The sequence below is a fragment of the Amycolatopsis sp. NBC_01488 genome (genome assembly GCF_036227105.1).
GTDB lineage: Bacteria > Actinomycetota > Actinomycetes > Mycobacteriales > Pseudonocardiaceae > Amycolatopsis.
The window spans coordinates 6,292,925-6,310,824 of record NZ_CP109434.1 but is presented as its reverse complement, the minus strand read 5'-3'; the positions used below and the strand labels follow the sequence as shown (position 1 = coordinate 6,310,824).

Annotated in this window: 12 protein-coding genes; 1 reads left to right on the top strand and 11 read right to left on the bottom strand. The window is 73.5% G+C overall.

The annotated features are described in order from the left end of the window. Nucleotides 1-27: 27 nt before the first annotated feature. The 3 genes from OG738_RS29985 to OG738_RS29975 are packed head-to-tail and all read right to left on the bottom strand — an operon-like array spanning nucleotide 28 to nucleotide 2,938. On the bottom strand, nucleotides 28-231 hold the full coding sequence (locus tag OG738_RS29985; protein ID WP_442875819.1) for an MbtH family protein: 204 nt from the start codon (nucleotides 229-231) through the stop codon (nucleotides 28-30). Beyond that, nucleotides 228-1,466 (bottom strand): MFS transporter, encoded by a 1,239-nt coding sequence (locus OG738_RS29980; RefSeq protein ID WP_329045847.1) that lies wholly within the window; start codon nucleotides 1,464-1,466, stop codon nucleotides 228-230. Before OG738_RS29980 ends, OG738_RS29985 begins: the two co-directional genes overlap by 4 nt. Continuing rightward, complete coding sequence (locus tag OG738_RS29975) at nucleotides 1,463-2,938, bottom strand: condensation domain-containing protein (RefSeq protein ID WP_329045846.1); 1,476 nt, start codon at nucleotides 2,936-2,938, stop codon at nucleotides 1,463-1,465. Before OG738_RS29975 ends, OG738_RS29980 begins: the two co-directional genes overlap by 4 nt. Before the next feature lie 53 nt (nucleotides 2,939-2,991). Here OG738_RS29975 and OG738_RS29970 point away from each other — a divergent pair, with 53 nt between their 5' ends. Further along, complete coding sequence (locus OG738_RS29970) at nucleotides 2,992-4,587, top strand: DUF885 family protein (protein ID WP_329045845.1); 1,596 nt, start codon at nucleotides 2,992-2,994, stop codon at nucleotides 4,585-4,587. Here OG738_RS29970 and asnB read toward each other — a convergent pair. From asnB to OG738_RS29930, 8 genes are read right to left on the bottom strand one after another with little or no spacing between them, the layout of a single operon-like run. Then, nucleotides 4,566-6,380, bottom strand: coding sequence for an asparagine synthase (glutamine-hydrolyzing) (gene asnB, locus OG738_RS29965; RefSeq protein ID WP_329045843.1), 1,815 nt, complete (start codon nucleotides 6,378-6,380; stop codon nucleotides 4,566-4,568). The genes OG738_RS29970 and asnB overlap by 22 nt on opposite strands. Further along, entirely contained in the window at nucleotides 6,356-7,471 is a 1,116-nt protein-coding gene (locus tag OG738_RS29960; RefSeq protein WP_329045842.1) for a GNAT family N-acetyltransferase, read from the bottom strand. Before OG738_RS29960 ends, asnB begins: the two co-directional genes overlap by 25 nt. Then, nucleotides 7,468-8,838 (bottom strand): DUF6002 family protein, encoded by a 1,371-nt coding sequence (locus tag OG738_RS29955; protein WP_329045840.1) that lies wholly within the window; start codon nucleotides 8,836-8,838, stop codon nucleotides 7,468-7,470. The genes OG738_RS29960 and OG738_RS29955 overlap by 4 nt, the downstream gene beginning before the upstream one ends. 22 nt (nucleotides 8,839-8,860) lie before the next feature. After that, a complete protein-coding gene (locus OG738_RS29950) occupies nucleotides 8,861-9,751 on the bottom strand; it encodes an LLM class flavin-dependent oxidoreductase (RefSeq protein ID WP_329045839.1) in 891 nt (296 codons plus the stop codon). After that, a complete protein-coding gene (locus OG738_RS29945) occupies nucleotides 9,742-11,541 on the bottom strand; it encodes a non-ribosomal peptide synthetase (protein WP_329045838.1) in 1,800 nt (599 codons plus the stop codon). The genes OG738_RS29950 and OG738_RS29945 overlap by 10 nt, the downstream gene beginning before the upstream one ends. After that, nucleotides 11,538-12,206: an FMN-binding negative transcriptional regulator gene (locus OG738_RS29940; protein WP_329045835.1), complete on the bottom strand. Its 669-nt coding sequence runs from the start codon at nucleotides 12,204-12,206 to the stop codon at nucleotides 11,538-11,540. Before OG738_RS29940 ends, OG738_RS29945 begins: the two co-directional genes overlap by 4 nt. Continuing rightward, nucleotides 12,193-13,488 carry a lysine N(6)-hydroxylase/L-ornithine N(5)-oxygenase family protein gene (locus tag OG738_RS29935; protein ID WP_329045833.1) on the bottom strand — a complete coding sequence of 432 codons (1,296 nt, stop codon included), beginning with the start codon at nucleotides 13,486-13,488 and terminating at the stop codon, nucleotides 12,193-12,195. The genes OG738_RS29940 and OG738_RS29935 overlap by 14 nt, the downstream gene beginning before the upstream one ends. Nucleotides 13,489-13,517: 29 nt before the next feature. After that, nucleotides 13,518-17,420 carry an amino acid adenylation domain-containing protein gene (locus tag OG738_RS29930; protein WP_329045832.1) on the bottom strand — a complete coding sequence of 1,301 codons (3,903 nt, stop codon included), beginning with the start codon at nucleotides 17,418-17,420 and terminating at the stop codon, nucleotides 13,518-13,520. Between the last annotated feature and the right edge of the window lie 480 nt (nucleotides 17,421-17,900).

Below are 17,900 nucleotides of genomic sequence, written 5' to 3'. Positions count from 1 at the left end.
CCTCCAGTCACGACTGCTCAGAAGTGCTCAGGACTGCCGGTGCGCCAGCGCTTCCCGAACGCTGCGCGGAGTGATGTCGGTCCACACCTCGGCGATGTGCGCGAGGCACTCGTCCTTCGACCCGCGGAAGCCCTCGTCGGTCCAGCCGGGCGGGTTGTCCCGGTCCTGCGGCCAGATCGAGTGCTGGTCCTCGTGGTTCACCACGACCCGGTACTGCATTTCCCCGTTCACGATTCCTCCTCTGTGGACGTCCGAACCGGACCACTTCGACGGATGAGCACGACCGCGCCGGCACCGGCGGCCAACACGGCGGCGACGACGACCAAGGTGCGGTGGCCTGTCAGGTTGGTCAGCCCCGCGCCGGTGAGCAGGGCGAGCACCGACGGCCCGAACAAGAGCATGTACAGCGCGGACGCGGCCCTTCCCATCAGCGCGCCGGGGGTCCGTCGCTGCATCAGCGTGATGGCCCCGATCAGCATCCAGGCCAGGCCGACGCCCCGCAGCGCGTTCCCGGGCAGCACCACCGCGACCGAGGGGACGGCCAGCACCGCGGTGCCGGCGGCGGTGAGCACGGCCGCGAACCCGACCGTGCGGGCCTCCCCGACCTTCGCGATCAGCCGCGGCGCGAGCAGGCCGCCGACGACCGAGCCGATGCCCTGCATGCTGGACACCACCCCGAGGAACGCCGGTGCCCGGCCGAGCCCGGTGCTCACCACGCCGAACAGCGCGGTGGTGACGAACCCGGCGGTCAGCATGATCACGGCGGCGGCGCCGACCACCACGCGCAGCTCGGTGACCTTCGCCAGGTGCCGGAACCCTTCGGTGAGCTCGGCGCGCAGCTTCGCCCGGCGGGGTTGCGGCGCCGGTTCGGGCACCTTGATCGCCCACAGCACCGCGCACGCGACCAGGAACGTCAGCCCGTCGAGCAGGCCGATCAGGCCACCGCCGAGCCAGACGAACAGGGCCGCTCCGGCCGCCGGGGCGAGGACCTTCATCCCCTCCTGCATGGAGGTGTACGTGCTGTTGGCCGTGCCCAGCAGGCGTTCGGGCAGCATCATGACGAACAGGCCGCTCTGCGCGGCGGCGAGTGTCACCACCGCCACCCCGGAGGCCAGCATCACCAGGTAGATGAGCCAGATGTCCCGGGAAGTGCGCACGAACAGCAGCGTCGGCACGATCAGCACCATGACCGCGTTGACCGCGATCATCAGCGACCGCTTGCGCACCCGGTCGGCCAGCACGCCGAACACCGGCGAGCACAGCGTCGGCAGCAGCAGGAAGAACGACACGAGACCGCCCGCGCCGTCGTTGCCGGTGAGGGTCTTGGCCCAGACGCCGGCGGCGAGGGTGAGCACGTTGTCCCCGAACAGGGACACGCCGACACCGAGGAAGTACGTGCGGGCCCGCGGCTCGCGGAACAGGTCCCCGATGGTGGGGGTGCGTTCGGTGGTTCCGGGCTCGCTCACGCGTACTCGCTCTCGACGGAACGCTCGTTCCACTCCTCGACGAGCGCCAGCTCCTGGGGGGTGATCAGGGGGACGCGGGACACCCGCGCGCCGGGGTCGGCCGCGACCGCGGTCAGCATGGCCAGGAAGTGCCCGGCGAACCAGGACATCGTGGTCTCGTCGAACAGGTCGGCGGCGAAGACCACCCGCCCGTCGAGCCGGTCACCTGCGTCGGCCAGGTGCAGTTCCAGGTCGAACCGGGTGGTCGTGGCGGCGGACCCGAACTCTTCGGCCGCGACCCCGGGCAGCCGCGGCACGTCCGCCCCGGTTCCCGTGCCGAGCATGGTGAACAGCACCTGCACGATCGGGTTGTGCGCGAGGTCCCGGCTGTCGGCCAGCTGCTCGACCAGCCGGTCGAACGGGAGCTGGTGGTGGGCGGTCGCGTCGAAGAACTCCTCCCGCACCCGGCCGAGCAGCTCGGCGAAGGTCGGCTCGCCGGACAGGTCCACCCGGACCGGCAAGGTCTGCGCGAAGAACCCGATCATGTTCTCCAGCTCGCGCCGGTCCCGGCCGGCGACCGGCACCCCGAGCAGCACGTCCGTGGTACCGGCATAACGGCCGATCACCGCGTGGAACGCGGCGAACGTGACCAGGAACAGGCTGGCGGAGTGGGTGCGGGCCAGCGTGCGCAGCGCGGCGGTGGTCTCGGGCGGCACGGTGAACCCGACCGCGCCACCGCGCGCGGAGGCGATCTTCGGCCGGGGCCGGTCGGTGGGCAGGCCGAGGACGGGCGCGACGCCGTCGAGCCGGTCGCGCCAGTAGGCCAGGTCGGCCGCCAGGCGGTCGTCGGTGAGGTGCCGGTGCTGCCAGGCCGCGAAGTCCGCGTACTGCACCGGCGGTGCGCCCAGGTCGGGCTGCCTGCCGGACGCGATCGCGGTGTAGGCGGTGGCCAGTTCGCCGAGCAGCACGCTCAGCGAAGCGCCGTCGAAGATGCTGTGGTGCACGGTGATCAGCAGGACGTGGTCGTCGGTGGCCAGCCGCAGCAGCTCCGCTCGCAGCAGCGGTCCCTCGGCCAGGTCGAAGGTGCGGTACGCCTCGTCGGTCACCAGTTCCCCGGCCCGTGCCACGGGGTCGCCGGTGCCGCTGAGGTCGTGCAGCGCCAGTCCGGGCCAGTACGGGGCGATGTCCTGGTACGGCTCGTCGTCCACCACCGGGAAGCGCGTCCGCAGGACCTCGTGCCGCTGCGTGACCGCGGCCAGCGCGCCGTGCAGGGCACCGATGTGCAGGGCGCCGCGGAGGCGGTACGCGGCCGGGATGGTGTAGCCGGGGCTGCCCTGCTGGAGCCGGTCGATGAACCAGATGCGGCGCTGGCCGTGGGACAGCACCGGGCGGGCGGCCCGTGCCCCGGCGGTGGGCCCGTCCTGGCGGTTCCGGGCGCCGGCGAGCCTGCGCCGTAGCAGTTCCTCGCGGTCGCCGGACATGCCGCTGGTCATCGCGGATCACCCCACTGCGTGATAGAGAGTTCGGATTCGAAGGGAGCCGGAACATGTCCGTGGCCGGGGTGCTCGCCGACCTGTTCGCCGAGGTCCGCGCGTGGCGGTGCCGTACGCAGCCCGACTCGTTCGACGACCTGCCCCGGGTGCCGCGGCCGGCGGGCTGGGTGGCCGACTGGTCGGCCGGCGCGGTCCGGGCGCGCCGGGCGGCGCTCCGGACGTTCCAGTCCCGTCACGCTGCCCTGGACCTCGCCGGTGCGCCGGTTCCGGTGCAGGTCGACGGCCGGGTGCTCGGCGTGGTCCTGGCGCGGGCGGAGTGGGAGCTGGAGCACCTGCGCGGCTGGCAGCGCAACCCGTGGTTCGCGTTCGACCAGTGCCTGCAACCGGTGTACCGGACGCTGCTGGCCTTCGGTCCCGTGGACGGTGAGGTCGTGCTCAGGCACCTGCGCCGGATCCCGCGGACGGCCGCGGACTGCGCCGCCACCATGGCCGGGCAGGTGTCCGCGCCGTACGCGGAGGTGACGATCCCCGCGCTGGGCCGGGTACGCGACGATCTGGCCGCGGCGATGGCCGAGCTGGACCTGCCCGCAGCCCTGCGCCCCGCCCTCGCGCGGGCCACGGCGGACGCCGTCGACGCGCTCGCCGGGTTCGAACGGTGGCTGCGGGACCACCGCGACCGGTTCGCCCCCGCTTCCCCGATCGGCCCCGATGCCCTGCGGTTCCTGCTGCACCGCGTCGCGCTCGTGCCGTACTCGCCGGACCAGATCCTCGACCTGGCCGCGGCCGAGTGGAACCGCGCGGTCGCCGCGGAAGCCGTGCTGCGCCGTCGTTTCCGCGAGCGGCCGCCGCTGTGCGCTTCGGCGGCGGAGCAGATCGCGCGGCAGCGCCGGGACCTCGCCGCCGTCCGGCGCTTCCGGGTCGACCGTGGCCTGCTGGGCCCGGTGCCCGGTGACTACCGGTTCGAACGGCTGCCCGGCCACCTGAAGCCGCTGACCTGGCTGGGCGTGCTCGACGACCTGGACGAGGCCGTCCGCTACATCCCCGAGCCCGCCGAGGATCTGCCGTACTTCCAGCTGGCCGACGCGCTCGACCCGCGGCTGGGCATCTGCCACGAAGGCGTGCACGCCGAGCAGTTCGCCCTCGGTGCCCGCCACCCCGACCCGGCCCGCCGCCACTTCGTCGACTCCACCCCGAACGAGGGAATCGCGTTCTACCACGAGGAACTGATGCGCACGGCCGGGTTGTTCGACGACGCCCCGGCCGCCGCCGTGGTGCTCGCGAACTTCCAGCGGCTGCGGGCGTTGCGTGCCGAGGTGGACATCGCGCTGGCGCTCGGCGAGCTGACCATCGAGGCCGCCGCCGACCGGCTGGCCGCCGCGGTGCCGATGGACGCGCAGACGGCGTGGGAGGAGGCCGTGGCCTTCGCCGCCAACCCGGGTCAGGGACTGAGTTACCTCGTGGGCAAGGCCCAGGTCACCGACCTCGTCGCGGCCGCCGTCGGGTCCGGTGTGGACATTCGCGACTGTCACGACCGGTTGTGGCGCGAGGGGAACGTGCCCCTGGTGCTCCAGCACTGGGAGGCGCTGGGTGACCGGTCGCGGCTGGACGCGGCCGACCGGCTCGCCGGTCAGCCGAGTTCGACGTCGTAGGCGCGCAGCCAACGGTCCACCTCCAGCAATGGCAGCAGCAGGTGTAACGTGTCGGCCACGGTCATCAGCGGGCCGCCACGGTCGCGCAGGGCGTACACCTTCTCCTTGTCCAGCAACGGACTCAGTGGCGAAGCCGGGTCGTCGAGCAGGGCGTCCAGCTCGCGGCGTACGGCCTCGCCGTGGGCCGGCGCGAAGGTCGAGGGGTACGCGCTCTTGCGCCGCTGAAGCACCGGTTCGGGCAGCAGGTCGGCGACGGCCGCGCGCAGCAGGCTCTTCTCGCGTCCGTCGAAGGTCTTCATCTTCCACGGCACGTTCCACACGTACGACAGCAACCGGTGGTCGCAGAACGGGACGCGCACCTCCAGCCCGACCGCCATGCTCATCCGGTCCTTGCGGTCGAGCAGGTAGGTCAGCGGCCCCTGCAGGCTCAGGTAGAGCACCTCGCGCATCCGCGCGGCCGTCCCGGTTTCGCCGTGCAGGCGGGGAACGCGGGCCAGCATGGTGGCGTAGCGGTCCGCCTCGTCCTCGCCGGGGCGGACGCGGGCGAGGACGTCCGATGCCAGGCACCCGGTGAGCCGGGGACCGTTGCCCAGCCACGGGAACGTGTCCGCGCCCACGGTCTTCGGGTCGAGGAACCACGGGTACCCGCCGAACACCTCATCGGCGCCTTCGCCGGACAACGCCACGGTGAACCGCTCCCGCACCTGCCGGAACAGCAGGTACATCGACGTGTCGAACTGCCCGAGCGTTGGCAGGTCGCGGGCGGCCAGCGCCTCGGGCACGAACCGCGTCAGCAGCGCCGGGTCCAGGACCACGTCGGTGTGGTCGGTGCCGAGGTGCTCGGCGGCGGCGACGGCGAACGGGCTGTCGCGCTCGGGCCGCAGCGGGGTCGGCCGGAAGTCCCCGGCCGCCCCGGCGAAGTCCACCGAGTACGTGCTGACGCGCTCCGGCAGCCGGGCGGCGGCGAGCGCGGCCACCGCCGTGGAGTCCAGGCCGCCGGACAGCAGCGTGCAACGCGGGACGTCCGCGACGAGCTGCTCGGCGACGACCTGTTCCAGCAGCTCGCGGACGGTGCCGATGGTGGTGTCGAGGTCGTCGGTGTGGTCGTGGCTGACCAGGTGCCAGTACGGCAGCACGTGCGTCCCGGTCCGGCCCACCCGCACGAGGTGACCGGGCGGCACCTGGTGGAGATCGGCCAGCGGGGTCTCGCCGGGCATGGCGAGCCGGGGGTTGAACAGGATCGGCAGGTCCTCCAGCCGGGTCCGCGGCCGGAACAGCGGGTTGGCCAGGATCGCCTTGGGCTCGGAGGCGAACACCACGCCGTCCGGGCGCGGGTGGTAGTACAGCGGCTTGACGCCCAGCCGGTCCCGGACCAGCAGCAGCTCCTCGCGGTGGGCGTCCCAGACGCCGAAGGCGTACATGCCGGCGAGCCGGTCCACGCACCCGATCCCCCACTCCAGGTACGCGCGCAGCACCACCTCGGTGTCGGAGGCGGTGGTGAACCGGTGGCCGCGCACCCGCAGTTCCGCGCGCAGGTCACGGAAGTTGTACAGCTCGCCGCTGTAGACGAGCACCACCGGCCGGCCGGCGGGCCCGGTGGCCGTCATCGGCTGGGCGCCGCCCTCGATGTCGAGCACGGCCAGCCTGCGGTGGCCGAGCACCGCGTGCGGGGACAGCCATTCGCCCTCGTCGTCGGGTCCCCGGCGGTGCAGCGTGCGGGTCATCGTCGCGATGGTGTCCCGCTCCCGGGTGAGGTCCCGGCCGAACGCTATCCAGCCGACGATGCCGCACACGGCGCACCTCCCAGGAACTCGTCGAGGTCGACGACCCGGTGCCCGTGCACACCGTCGGTCCGCCACCGCAGGTCCAGCCGGGGCGCGCGGTCCCGGTCGCGGAAGTACCACGCCTCGAACGCCCGGCCGCCGGGCACCAGGACCGGGTTGGCGACGAGGAAGTCCCGCACCGCCGGGGTGTCCCGGCGGACGCACAGCCGCAGCCGCTTGCTCGCGAAGTGGTTGGCGGGCACCCGGACCAGCGGGTGCAGCTTGCGCTTGAACTGGAAGATCCCCTTGCTGAGGAAGGGTTCCGTGCCGGACAGGTCGACCTCCGCCACCCCGGCTTCGGCCGCCCAAACCAGAATGGACACGTACAGCCCGAGGTAGGTTCCGGTCCGGTACGCGTCGCCTGCCCCGTCGAGGACCCCGGCCAGCCGCAGCACCAGCGCGCCCGGCTCCCGGCGGCACAGCATCCCGGCGACGCGTTCGCCGTGCTCCCGCAGGAAGAACAGCACGCCCTGCGCGAACAGGCTGTGCAGCGCGACGTCGAACGGCACCGACCGGGCCGCGTCGCCGTGCCGCCGCCGCATGGTCGGTGCGTGCATGCGGCGGTAGAAGTACTCGAAGTCGGCCTGCCCGGTGGCGACCTCGAGGCTGCGGTCCCGGCTGTGCTGCTCGCGCCGGTACTGCTGGCGGGCCTTGCGCGACAGCCGCGTGGGCACCGCGGCCGGATCCGTCCCGGGCCGCACCACCAGGTGCACCCGGAACGGCAGGTCCACGTGCGCCAGGCCGGCCGGGCCGGGCGGGCGCCCGGTGAGGTACCCGACGAACAGCAGGTCCGCCTCCGGCGCGTCCAGCCTCGCCCACGTCGTCCGCCGGCCGGCGCGGCGCAGGGCCGGGCCGCGCCGCTGCTCCGCGTACGGCAGGACGTGCTGCAACCCGTCGTCGATGCCCGCGTACGCCAGGACCGGCCCGCCGCCGGCCGGGTACGAGACCGTCACCCGGGGCCGGGCGCTGGCCAGCCGGTCGAGCCGCCGGTGCCAGTCTCCGATGCGGGGATCGGTGCTGTTGTGCCACCGGTAGCGCGCCTCGCGCAGAGCAGCCGTCATGCCAGTACCGCCGCGGTCAGTGCCTCGGCCAGGTCCGAGGCCGTGCGCACGGCTGTGGTGTGCGCCGGGTCGAGCGGCGGGATCAGCTCGTCGGTGTAGTAGCCCGAGGCGTGCGCGATGACCCGGGTGCCCGGCGGGACCAGGCCGCGCTCGCGGGCGACGAGCACGCCGGTGAGGACCTTGACCAGCGACCATTCCCGGATCAGGGCGGGGTCGGCGACGATGTCGATGCCCGCGTTCGCGGCGAGCGCGCGGACCGCGCCGAACCGGTCCAGGCATTCGCGCCGCGACACCACGATCCCGCCGCCGCCGTGCCGGGCGATGATCGGGTCGATCTCGGCCGAGGTCGGCGGGTTCTTCGTGTAGAAGGTCGCGTCGAGCACTTCGCCCGGGTCGTCGGTGACGGCGGGGAACGCCGGGTCGGCCACGCCGTCCTGCCGCCAGGTGCCGTCGGCGCCGGGCGCGTACCGGCGGGGTCCGCGGCCGAGGGTGCTGACCACCATGTCCGGCGTGCCCAGCTGCTGCACCAGCAGGAATCCCGGGTGCGACGCGGGCGCGGGGAGCTCGGCGTACCGGCGGGAGGTGAGCAGCTCGTGCCCGAAGTGGTAGCCCAGCAGGCCGTAGCCGCTGGACACCGCGTGGGCGTGCCAGCGGGGCGGGGAGTCCGGGGTGATCGGGGCGAGTTCGGCTTCGGCGAACGCGCGGACCACGTCGGCGGCCCGGTAGTTGTCCAGGTCCAGCGTGTACCAGCAGCCGAAGCCGGTCTTGCCGGTCAGCCACGGCGACACCGCCGCGAGGACGTCGGTGGCGAGCTGCTTGACCTCGGCCGGCCGGTCCACGGCCGCGACCGCCACCGGGTTCGCCGCGCGCAGCTGCGGGTCGGCGGACAACGGCCCGCCGCGCAGCTTGGCGCGGGAGGCCTCCGGCACCACCACGACCAGCCGCAGCTGATCCGGGGTGGCGAGCCCGCTCGCGTAGGCGCGGGCCACGGCGTCACGCAGGGCCGTGCCCTTGTTGCCCGAGGTCGGCGTCAGCAGGACGAGCCGTTCGCCGGTGGTGCGGATGTGGTGCACGGCGCGGGCGACCATGGTCAGCGACGCGATGGACTTCGTGGTCCGGGTGCCCGGGTTGCGCATCAGGTCGAGCAGGTGCAGCCCGGTGTCCACCTCGGTCAGGCCGATGTCGGTGACGTCGGCGAACCGGTGGAAGCTCTCGTCCGGGTGCTCCGGCAGGTCGAGCGCGACAGCGGGGGCGTCCCGGCCGGCCCGGCGGGCACCGGCGCAGCGCATGGCCGTCCGCACCCCGGCGTAGTAGCGGACGAGCGCACGGGGGATCCGGGCGTCGGTCGTCAGGTTCTCCACGGACATGGCGGGGTTGCACCCTTTCTGCTCAACGCTGCAGGTCCGGCAGGACGTCGGCGGCGACGCGGTCGAGCACCGCCGGATCGGCCAGGTGGGGTGGTGCGGTCCTGGGGTAGGGCACGACCAGGTCGCTCATGCCTGCCTCGGCGTAGGCCGCGGCCAGCTCGGCGAACTCGCCCACCGACGACAGCGCGGACCGCTCCCGGTCGGCGTGGAACACCATGCGGGCGGGCTCGGCGGGATCCCGCCCTTCGGCGAGGCAGGCGTCGGTGAAGCGTTCCGACTGCACCCGCACGGTCTTCACGTCCACGACCGCGGCGCGCAGCCCCGGCTCGGGCGTGCGGCCGTTGGTGATCCACGTGTCGGCGTAGTGCGCGGCGACGCGCATCGTGCGGGCGCTCGGCGCGGCGACGGCCAGCGGCACCCGCGGCCGTTGCGTGCTGCCGGGGGTCATCCACGCCCGTTCGGCGCGGTAGTGCTCGCCGTCGAAGTCGGTGACGTCCTGGCGCAGCAACCGATCGGTGAGCGCGGTGAACTCGGCGAACCGGGCGACGCGGGTGTCCCGGCCGGGTTGCGGGCGGCCGAGCACGCGGCTGTCGGGTCCGTCGACACCCGCGCCGAGGCCGAGGACCAGCCGGCCGCCCGAGATGTCGTCGAGCGCAACGGCTTCCTGCGCGAGCGGGACCGGGTGCCGGTAGTTCGGCGTGCACACCAGGGTGCCCAGGCGGATGCGGGAGGTGACCGCGGCCGCCGCGGCCAGCGTCGGGACGGCCGCGAACCACGGCTTGCCGGTCAGGTCGCGCCAGGCGATGTGGTCGTGCACCCAGGCGTGGTCGAAGCCGAGGTCCTCGGCGTTCCGCCACAGCCGTGCGGTTTCCCGCCACGTCTGAGCGGGCAGGATGAGCAGCCCTACGCGCACGGGCCCTCCCCGGAGGCGAGTGCCGCGCTCAGTTCGGCGGCGCTGAGCGCCCGCACGCGGGCGACGAGCGCGTCCTCGACGACCGCCGCGAGGGCGCGTGCGGTGCGGTGGTCGAACACCGCACGCACGGGGATCTCCACGCCGAACGCGCCGACGAGGGCGGTGACGAGCCGGGTCGCCAGCAGCGAGTTGCCGCCCAGGTCCAGGAAGTCGTCGGTCACCCCGACCCGGCCGGTCCCCAGCACGTCGGCGATCAGGCCGCACAGCAGGGCTTCCTGGTCGGTGGACGGCGGGACGTACGGCACCGGCGAGCCGCGCCCGGACGGCGGCAGCGGCAGGGCCTGCCGGTCGACCTTGCCGTTCCGGTTCAGCGGCAGCGACGCCAGCACCTGCAGGGTGGCGGGCACCAGGTAGTCCGGCAGCCGCCGCGCGGCGAAGGCCCGGACCGCGGCGAGGTCGGGGGCGGGCTCGCCACACACCAGATAGCCGTCGAGACGGACCGACCCGCCGGGTCCGTCGTGCGGTACCACGACGGCCTGCCCGACCCCGGGGTACGCAGCGAGCACCGCCTCGGCGTCGCCCGGCTCCACGCGGAAGCCGCGGACCTTCACCTGGTTGTCCAGCCGGCCGAGGAAGCGCAGCGCACCGCTGCCGTCGCGGCGAGCCCGGTCGCCCGTGCGGTACATGCGGGCGCCGGGTTCGCCGGTGAACGGGTCGGGCAGGAACTTCGCCGCGGTCAGCGCCGGCTGTCCGAGGTAGCCACGGGCCACGCCGCGGCCGCCGATGTACACCTCGCCCGGTTCCCCGTCGCGGACCGGCCGCAGGTCTTCGTCGAGCAGGTGGACCGTGGTGGTCGGGATCGGGCCGCCCAGCGACGGCTCCGCCGGCCAGCCCGCCGGGTCACCGGGAAGCGGGTTGGCCGTGGCCTGGTGGGTCTCCGAGGGACCGTACTGGTTCTCCAGGCGGGCTCCGACCTCGGTGAAGAAGCGCCGCATCCCGGCGGTGACGCGCAGGCGCTCGCCGGCCGCGACGATGTGCCGCAGCGAGCCCAGGCCGGGGGTGCGCTCGCGGGCGAGGTAGGCACCGGCGAGCTGCACGAGGAACCCGGGTGAGAGGTAGAGCCGTTCGATGCCCTCGGCCGCGATGAGGTCCATCAGCAGGTAGGGGTCCTTGCGCCGGTCCTCGTCGACGACCACGAGCCGGCCGCCGCCGAGCAGCGTGCCGAAGATCTCCTGCAGGGACATGTCGAACCCGAGCGAGCAGAGGTGCCCGCACACCACCGGCCCCGCCGCCGCCCAATCGGCGACGTTCTCGATCGGCGCCGGACCGAGCCCGATGCCCTTCGGCTGCCCGGTCGACCCGGACGTGAAGAGAACGCACGCGAGAGCTTCCGCGGGTGCCGGGGGAAGCACACCGTCCACATCGGACTCAGCGGGCTCCGGCGGCACCGAGGGCAGCCGCGGGTCCGGCGACGGGCCCACGACCAGCCGGGCACGCGCGATCTCGAGCATGCCCGTCAGCCGGGCCGCCGGGTGCGCCGGGTCCAGCGGCAGGTAGCCGCCCCCGGCCTTCAGGATCGCGAGCAACGCGGTCACCGCGCCGATGCCCCGTGGCAGGCACACGCCGACCACGACCTCCGGGCCGACCCCCAGGCCGGCGAGGTGGCGGGCGAGCCGATCGGCGCGCGCGTCCAGGTCGCGGTAGGTGATCCGGGTGGCGCCGTCGACGACGGCCACCGCGTCCGGGGTGGCCGCGACCTGGGCGGCGAACCGCGTGCCGAGCCCGGTCATGCCCCGCCCACCCCGATCCGTGCCCGCGCGGCCCGGTCGATCAGGGCGGCCAGCCTGCGGTGCAGGCCGTGGTCGCTGTTCGCGAACGCCGCGGCGACGCGCCCGCGGACCTCCGGCTCCTGTTCCTGGCTGAGCTTGAACATGCCCTCCGCGGCGGTGACCGTCAGCTCGAACGCGCCCACCCCGGGCAGCAGGGTGCCGAAGTAGCCCAGCGAAGCCGTCTGGTCCCAGCCGGCGCCGAAGCGGTCCTCGAACACCCGGGCGGTCGCCCGCACGATCCGCATGGTGGGCGCGGGCCGAGCCACCGGGCGTAGCGCGCCGTGGACGTGCACGGCGGTGAAGTCCCAGGTCGGGGCGGCCGGGGTAGTCCGGTAGACGGACGGGGACACGTAGCCGTCGGGACCGTGGAAGATCAGCAGCGCGTTCGTGCCGCCGTCCAGTGCGGCCCAGTGCGGGTTCGCCCGGTTGAGGTGGCCGTACAGCGTGGCGCCGTCGAGGGTCTCCGGTGGTTCGGTGCCGTCGACGTCCGCGGCGAACACGATGGGCAGGTGGGTGGCCAGCGGGCCGTCCGGGCCGGTGGTGACCAGGGTCGCCAGCGGGTACGCCCGCACGAGCTCGGTCAGCCACGCCGGGTCCGGTGACCGATAGATCTCAGGAACGAACACCGGCCCGCTCCTTCCGCCCGGCCGCGACCGAGTCGACGATCTCCCCGGCCCGCACCGCCGACGTCGACAGCAGCGACGACGAAAGGCCGTGCGAGTGCTCGGTGCCGCCCTGCAGGTAGATTCCACAGTGGACGTTGTCGCCGGTGGTGATCCGGTAGTCCCGCTCGATCCGGAACAGCCCGGACCCGGTGCGCTTGCACAGGTCCGCCACCCCGCCGAGCACCACGTCCGGCTCCATCGGCCGGTAGCCGGTGGCGCACACGACGACGTCGACCGCCAGGTCGTGCCCGGTTTCCCCGGCCATCGCCTGCACGCGCAGCACCACGCCGTCGCCGCGCTCGTCCACCCGGGTCACCTGCGAAAGGTGGTGGATGTGCAGCCGGCGGTGGCCGGCGACGCGCTCCCGGTACACCCGGCGGTAAAGGTCCTCGATCAGCTCGACGTCCACCACCGAGTAGTTGGTGTTGCCGTGGTAGTGCAGGAACTTCTCCTTCACCGACTCCGGCGCCGCGAAGAACTCGTCCACCGCGGCCGGATCGAACACGCGGTTGGCGAACGGGGAGTCGTCGGCGGGGCTGTAGCCGTACCGGGAGAAGATGGCGTGCACCTGCGAGTCCGGCACCTGCTGGTGCAGGTAGGCGGCCACTTCGGCGCTGCTCTGCCCGGCACCGATCACCGCGAACGCCGTGGCGGCCCGGCCTTCCGGCCCGGACAGCCGGTCGAGCAGCTCGCTGCTGTGCCACACCCGCGGCGACCGGGTGATGCCGTGCGGCAGCACCGGTTCGATGCCGGTGCCGATGACGACGTTGCGCGCTCGCCGCACGACCCGGCCCGCCGGTCCCTCCGCGACGACGTCGAGCGCCACGACCTGCTCCCCGGCGACGACCGGCCGGATGTCGGTCACGGTCGCGCCGTACTCGACGCGGTCCGCGAACTCGGCCGCGGCCCAGTCGAGGTAGTCGTGGAACTCCAGGCGGGTGGGGAACAACGTCTTGTGGTTGATGAAGTCGACCAGCCGCGACCGCTCGTGCAGGTAGGTCAGGAAGGTGAACCGGCTGCCCGGGTTGCGCAAGGTGACCAGATCCTTGAGGAAGCTGATCTGCATGGTGGCGTCGGCCAGCAACATCCCGCGGTGCCAGCCGAAGCGGGGCTGGCGCTCCAGGAACCTCGCGCGCAGCCGGTGTTCCGGCGCCGCGGCGGCGTTGTGCTCCTCCACCGCGATGGCCAGTGCCAGGTTGGCGGGCCCGAAGCCGACCGCCACGATGTCACTGGTGTCGTCCATGTGCTCCCCCCGGGTCCGGTGGCTGCGGGTCATGCGTGGTCGGCGGGCCGGCCCGCCGTGGCGAGCCGCACCCGGTCGGCCAGGGTCATCACCGTCTGGGCGTCGAACAGCGAACGCATCGGCAGTGCGGTGCCGAACGTCTTGTTCACCCGGTGCACCACCTGCGGCACCAGCAGCGAGTGGCCGCCGACGTCGAAGAAGTTGTCGTGGATGCCGATGTCGGCGTGACCGAGCAGCTCACACCACAGCGCGAGGATCTCCCGGTCGGTGTCGTCCCGGGGCGCCACGCGCGCCACGTCCAGGTCCGGCTCCGGCAGCGCGGCCACGTCGACCTCGCCGGCCGCGGTGACCGGCAGCTCGTCGAGCACGGTGAGCCCCTGCGGGACGAACTGGTCGAGCAGCCCCTGGCGCAGCCAGTCGCGCAGCGGCGCGGGTTCCGGCACGGTCTCCCCCGCCGCGGGCACCAGGTACGCGGCGAGGCGGACGCCCACCTCGGTGTCGTGCGCGGTGACGGCCGCCTCGGCGATCGCGGGGTGTTCCCGCAACGCGGCCTCGACCTCGGTCAGCTCCAGCCGGTAGCCGCGGACCCGGAGCACCCGGCCGGGGCTCCCGAGCCGCTCCAGCGACCCGTCGGCCCGCCAGCGGGCCAGCTCGCCGGTGCGGTGGAAGCGTTTTCCGCGGACTTCGACGGCGTCCACGTCCGTTTCGGTCGCGGTGTAGAGATCGCCGGGGACGTTGACCGGGGCCGGCTCGAGCCGGTCGTCCAGGACGAGCGCGCCGCCCGCGCGGTCGCTCCATTCACCCAGCACGCGTTCGCGCTCGTCGGCGGTGGTGACGGCCAGCCGGTCCACGCGGGTCCGCGGATCGGCGGCGATGGCGGCGAGCAGGGTGGTGTAGTGCTCGGCGAACCGGCGGACGGTCGGCTCGTCGAACAGGCCGGTGGCGTACACGACCTGCCCGTTCAGGCCGCCCCCGGCGGCCACCTGCAGCTGCAGCTCGAGGTCGAACCGGGTGGTGGTGGCCGTGTCCAGGTCGAGGAACTCCGACACCGACAGCCCGGACAGGTCGAACCGGTCCAGCGACTCGGCCTCGAACAGCTGGAACCACACCTGGATCACCGGGTTGCGGCTCAGGTCGCGTGGTGGTGCCAGTACCTGCACGAGTTGCTCGAACGGCAGGTCCTGGTGGGCGAACGCGTCGAGCGTGGTCTCCCGCACCTGGGCCAGCAGGTCGGTGAACCGCTCTTCGCCGGACACCTTGGCGCGCAGGGCGATCGAGTTGACGAAGAACCCGATCAGCGGCTCCAGCTCGGGTTCGCTGCGCCCGGAGACCGGGCAGCCGACGATCAGGTCGTCGGTCCCGGCGTACCGCGCCAGCAGCACCTGGAACGCGGCCAGCGTGAGCATGAACGTGGTGGCCTGCCCGTCGTTGGCGATCTCGCGGAGCCGCCCCACGACGTCGGCGGGAACGGAGAACGGCACCGCGGCGCCCAGGTACGTCGGCACCGGCGGGCGCGGCCGGTCGGCGGGCAGCTCCAGGACCGCGGGCGCGCCCCCGAGCTTGCCGCGCCAGTAGCGTGCCTGTTCGGCGCTCGTGTCGCCGGCGAGCAGGGCGCGCTGCCAAGCGGCGTAGTCGGTGTACTCCACCGCCGGTTCGGGCAGGCCGGCCGGTGCGCCGGCCAGTTCGGCCCGGTACGCCCGGGACAGCTCGTCGGTGAGGATCTGCTGGGACAGGCCGTCGTACACGGCGTGGTGGATGACGGTCTGCAGGATGTGGTCCTCGGGCGCGAGCCGGACGAGCACGGCCCGGACCAGCGGCCCCGACGACAGGTCGAACGGGGTCTCCGCGCGATCGCGCAGCAGGTCGAGCGCGGCGCCTTCGGGGTCGGGCTCCGCCGAGAGGTCGACGCTGTCCAAGGTGATCCGGCCGGGGCGGTCGAGCACGACGAGCGGCTCGCCGTCGACCTCTTCGAAGTGCGACCGCAGCGCCGAGTGCCGGGTGATGATCGTGTCGAACGCCCGTCGCAGCGCTCCGGTGTCCAGTGCACCCCGGAGGCGGTGCGTCCGGGGCAGGTTGTAGGCGGTCATGCCCGGCTGGAGCTGGTCGAGGAACCACAACCGCTGCTGCGCGAAGGACAGCAGCCGCGGGCTGCCCGGCGACTGCCGGGTCAGCTTCGGCTGCCCGCCTGCCCTGGCACCGGCCACCACCTCGGCGAACTCGGCGGGTGTGCGGTGGGTGAACATGGCCCGCAGCGGCAGCTCCACGTCGAAGGCGCGGCCGATCCGGGCGACGACCTGCACGCACAGCAGCGAATGCCCGCCCAGCGAGAAGAAGTCGTCCTCCGGCCCGATGGCGTCGCGCTTCAGCACGGCCTGCCAGACCTCGATGATCTTCCGCTCGACGTCGTCGCGGGGTTCGGTTCGCACCGGCGCGGGCTCCGCGTCGACGGCGGGCAGCCTGCCGCGGTCGACCTTGCCGGTGGCGGTCAGCGGCATCTCCGGCAACGCCACCACGACCGCCGGGACCAGGTGCTGCGGCAGGTGCCCGCGCAGGTGGTCCCGCAGCGCCGAGGTGTCCACTTCGGACTCCCGCGGGGTGGCGTACGCGACGAGCCGGACGCCGGTGCCGGTCCGCTGCGCCACGACCGCGGCGCGGGCGACCGACGGGTGGGCGCGCAGCACGCCCTCGATCTCGCCCGGTTCCACCCGGTAGCCGTGCACCTTGACCTGGAAGTCGCTGCGGCCCAGGAACTCCAGCGTGCCGTCCGGCCGCCAGCGGCCCCGGTCGCCGGTGCGGTACATCCGGCCGCCCGGCGTGGCCGTGTACGGGTCCGGCAGGAACGCGGCGGCGGTGAGATCGGCGCGGCCGAGGTAGCCGCGGGCCGCCTGGGTGCCGCCGACGTACAGGTCGCCGGGGACGTTGACCGGGACCCGTTCGAGGTGCTCGTCCAGCACGTGGATGCGGCCGCCGGACACCGGCGACCCGATGGACGGCGTGGCGGGCCAGTCGTCCGCCGGTCCGCTCAGCAGGCCCGCGGTGACCACGTTGACCTCGGTGGATCCCCACTGGTTGTCCAGGGTGAGGCCGGGCAGGTCCCGGCACATCCGGCGCAGGTCGTCGCCGATGGTGAGCCGGTCGCCGGTGGTCACCAGCTGCCGCAGCGTCGCGACGGCGGAGGGGTCGCCACCGGCGTACCGGGCCAGGTCGGCGAGCACGGCGCCGGGCAGCAGCGCGGTGGCGACGCCGTGCCGCCGGATCAGCTCGGCCAGCCGGGCGACGTCGTAGCGGTCGTCCTCCTCGACGACGACCACGCAGCCGCCCGCCCACCAGGCGGAGAAGATCTCGTACGCGCACACGTCCGAGGTCACCGGGAAGTACTGGGGCACCGCGCCGGTGAGGTCGTAGCGCCGCGCGGCCCAGCTCATCAGCCTCGCGGTGGGGCCGTGTTCCATCACCACGGGCTTCGGGCGTCCGGTGGAGCCGGAGGTGAAGACCACGTACATCGCGTTTCCGGGGCCGACGCGGGGCAGCGGCCCGGCGCTGCCCGCGCGGGCCAGGTCCTGGACCGTCACGTGGTCGACCTCGGCCGTCCAGGTGCTGCCGGGCTCGGCGATCACGCAGGCCGCACCGGAGTCCTCGACCAGCCCCCGCAGCCGCTCGGCCGGGTGCGCGGGGTCGAGCGCGACGAACGCCGCGCCCGCCTTGAGGATCGCCAGCATGGCCACCGGGAGGTCGATCGTCCGGCCGAGGCACAGGCCGACCCGGGACTCCGTACCGATCGCCCGGTCCTGCAGCGCCGCGGCCATCCGGGTGGCGCGCGCGTCGAGCTCGGCGTAGGTCAGCCGGCCGCTGCCGCACGCCAGCGCGGGCCCCGACGGGCGCGTGGCCACCTGCTCGGCGAACCGGTCCAGCACGGTCTTGCCGGAGGTCATCCCCAGTCCCCTTCTGTCCTCGGCCACCATTCCCGCCGGAATGGACACCGGAATGTCCGATCACCGGCGCGTGTGCACCGGTCCATCCCGTTTTTCGCAGGTATGCGAAACAGCGCCGAAGCGGACGAATCACGTGGCGGATCAATCGCGGACAGCGCTTCCGGACGACCGGCACGCGCCGTTCGGTTAATCCATTCCGGTGACCGGGCGACCACGATCGGAAGATCGACTGCCCGCTGTTGCCCTGCCCCCATCGACCCCTGTTTCCGCTGCGCGACAACGCAGACGGCCATCCATCCCCAAGTTCGCTCCGTCCCAGGATGAACCAGCACCAGCGTCCTGTCAACCAACCACCGGCCGCGTTCGTGAAAGACCGACAGGCCCCCCTCCGCCAATCGAATCAACCTCCTTGCACGGACGCCGGGATGCTGGTAAGTCTCGGAAAGGGTCATGATCCGGTACCGGTCATTTGGTGGCCGG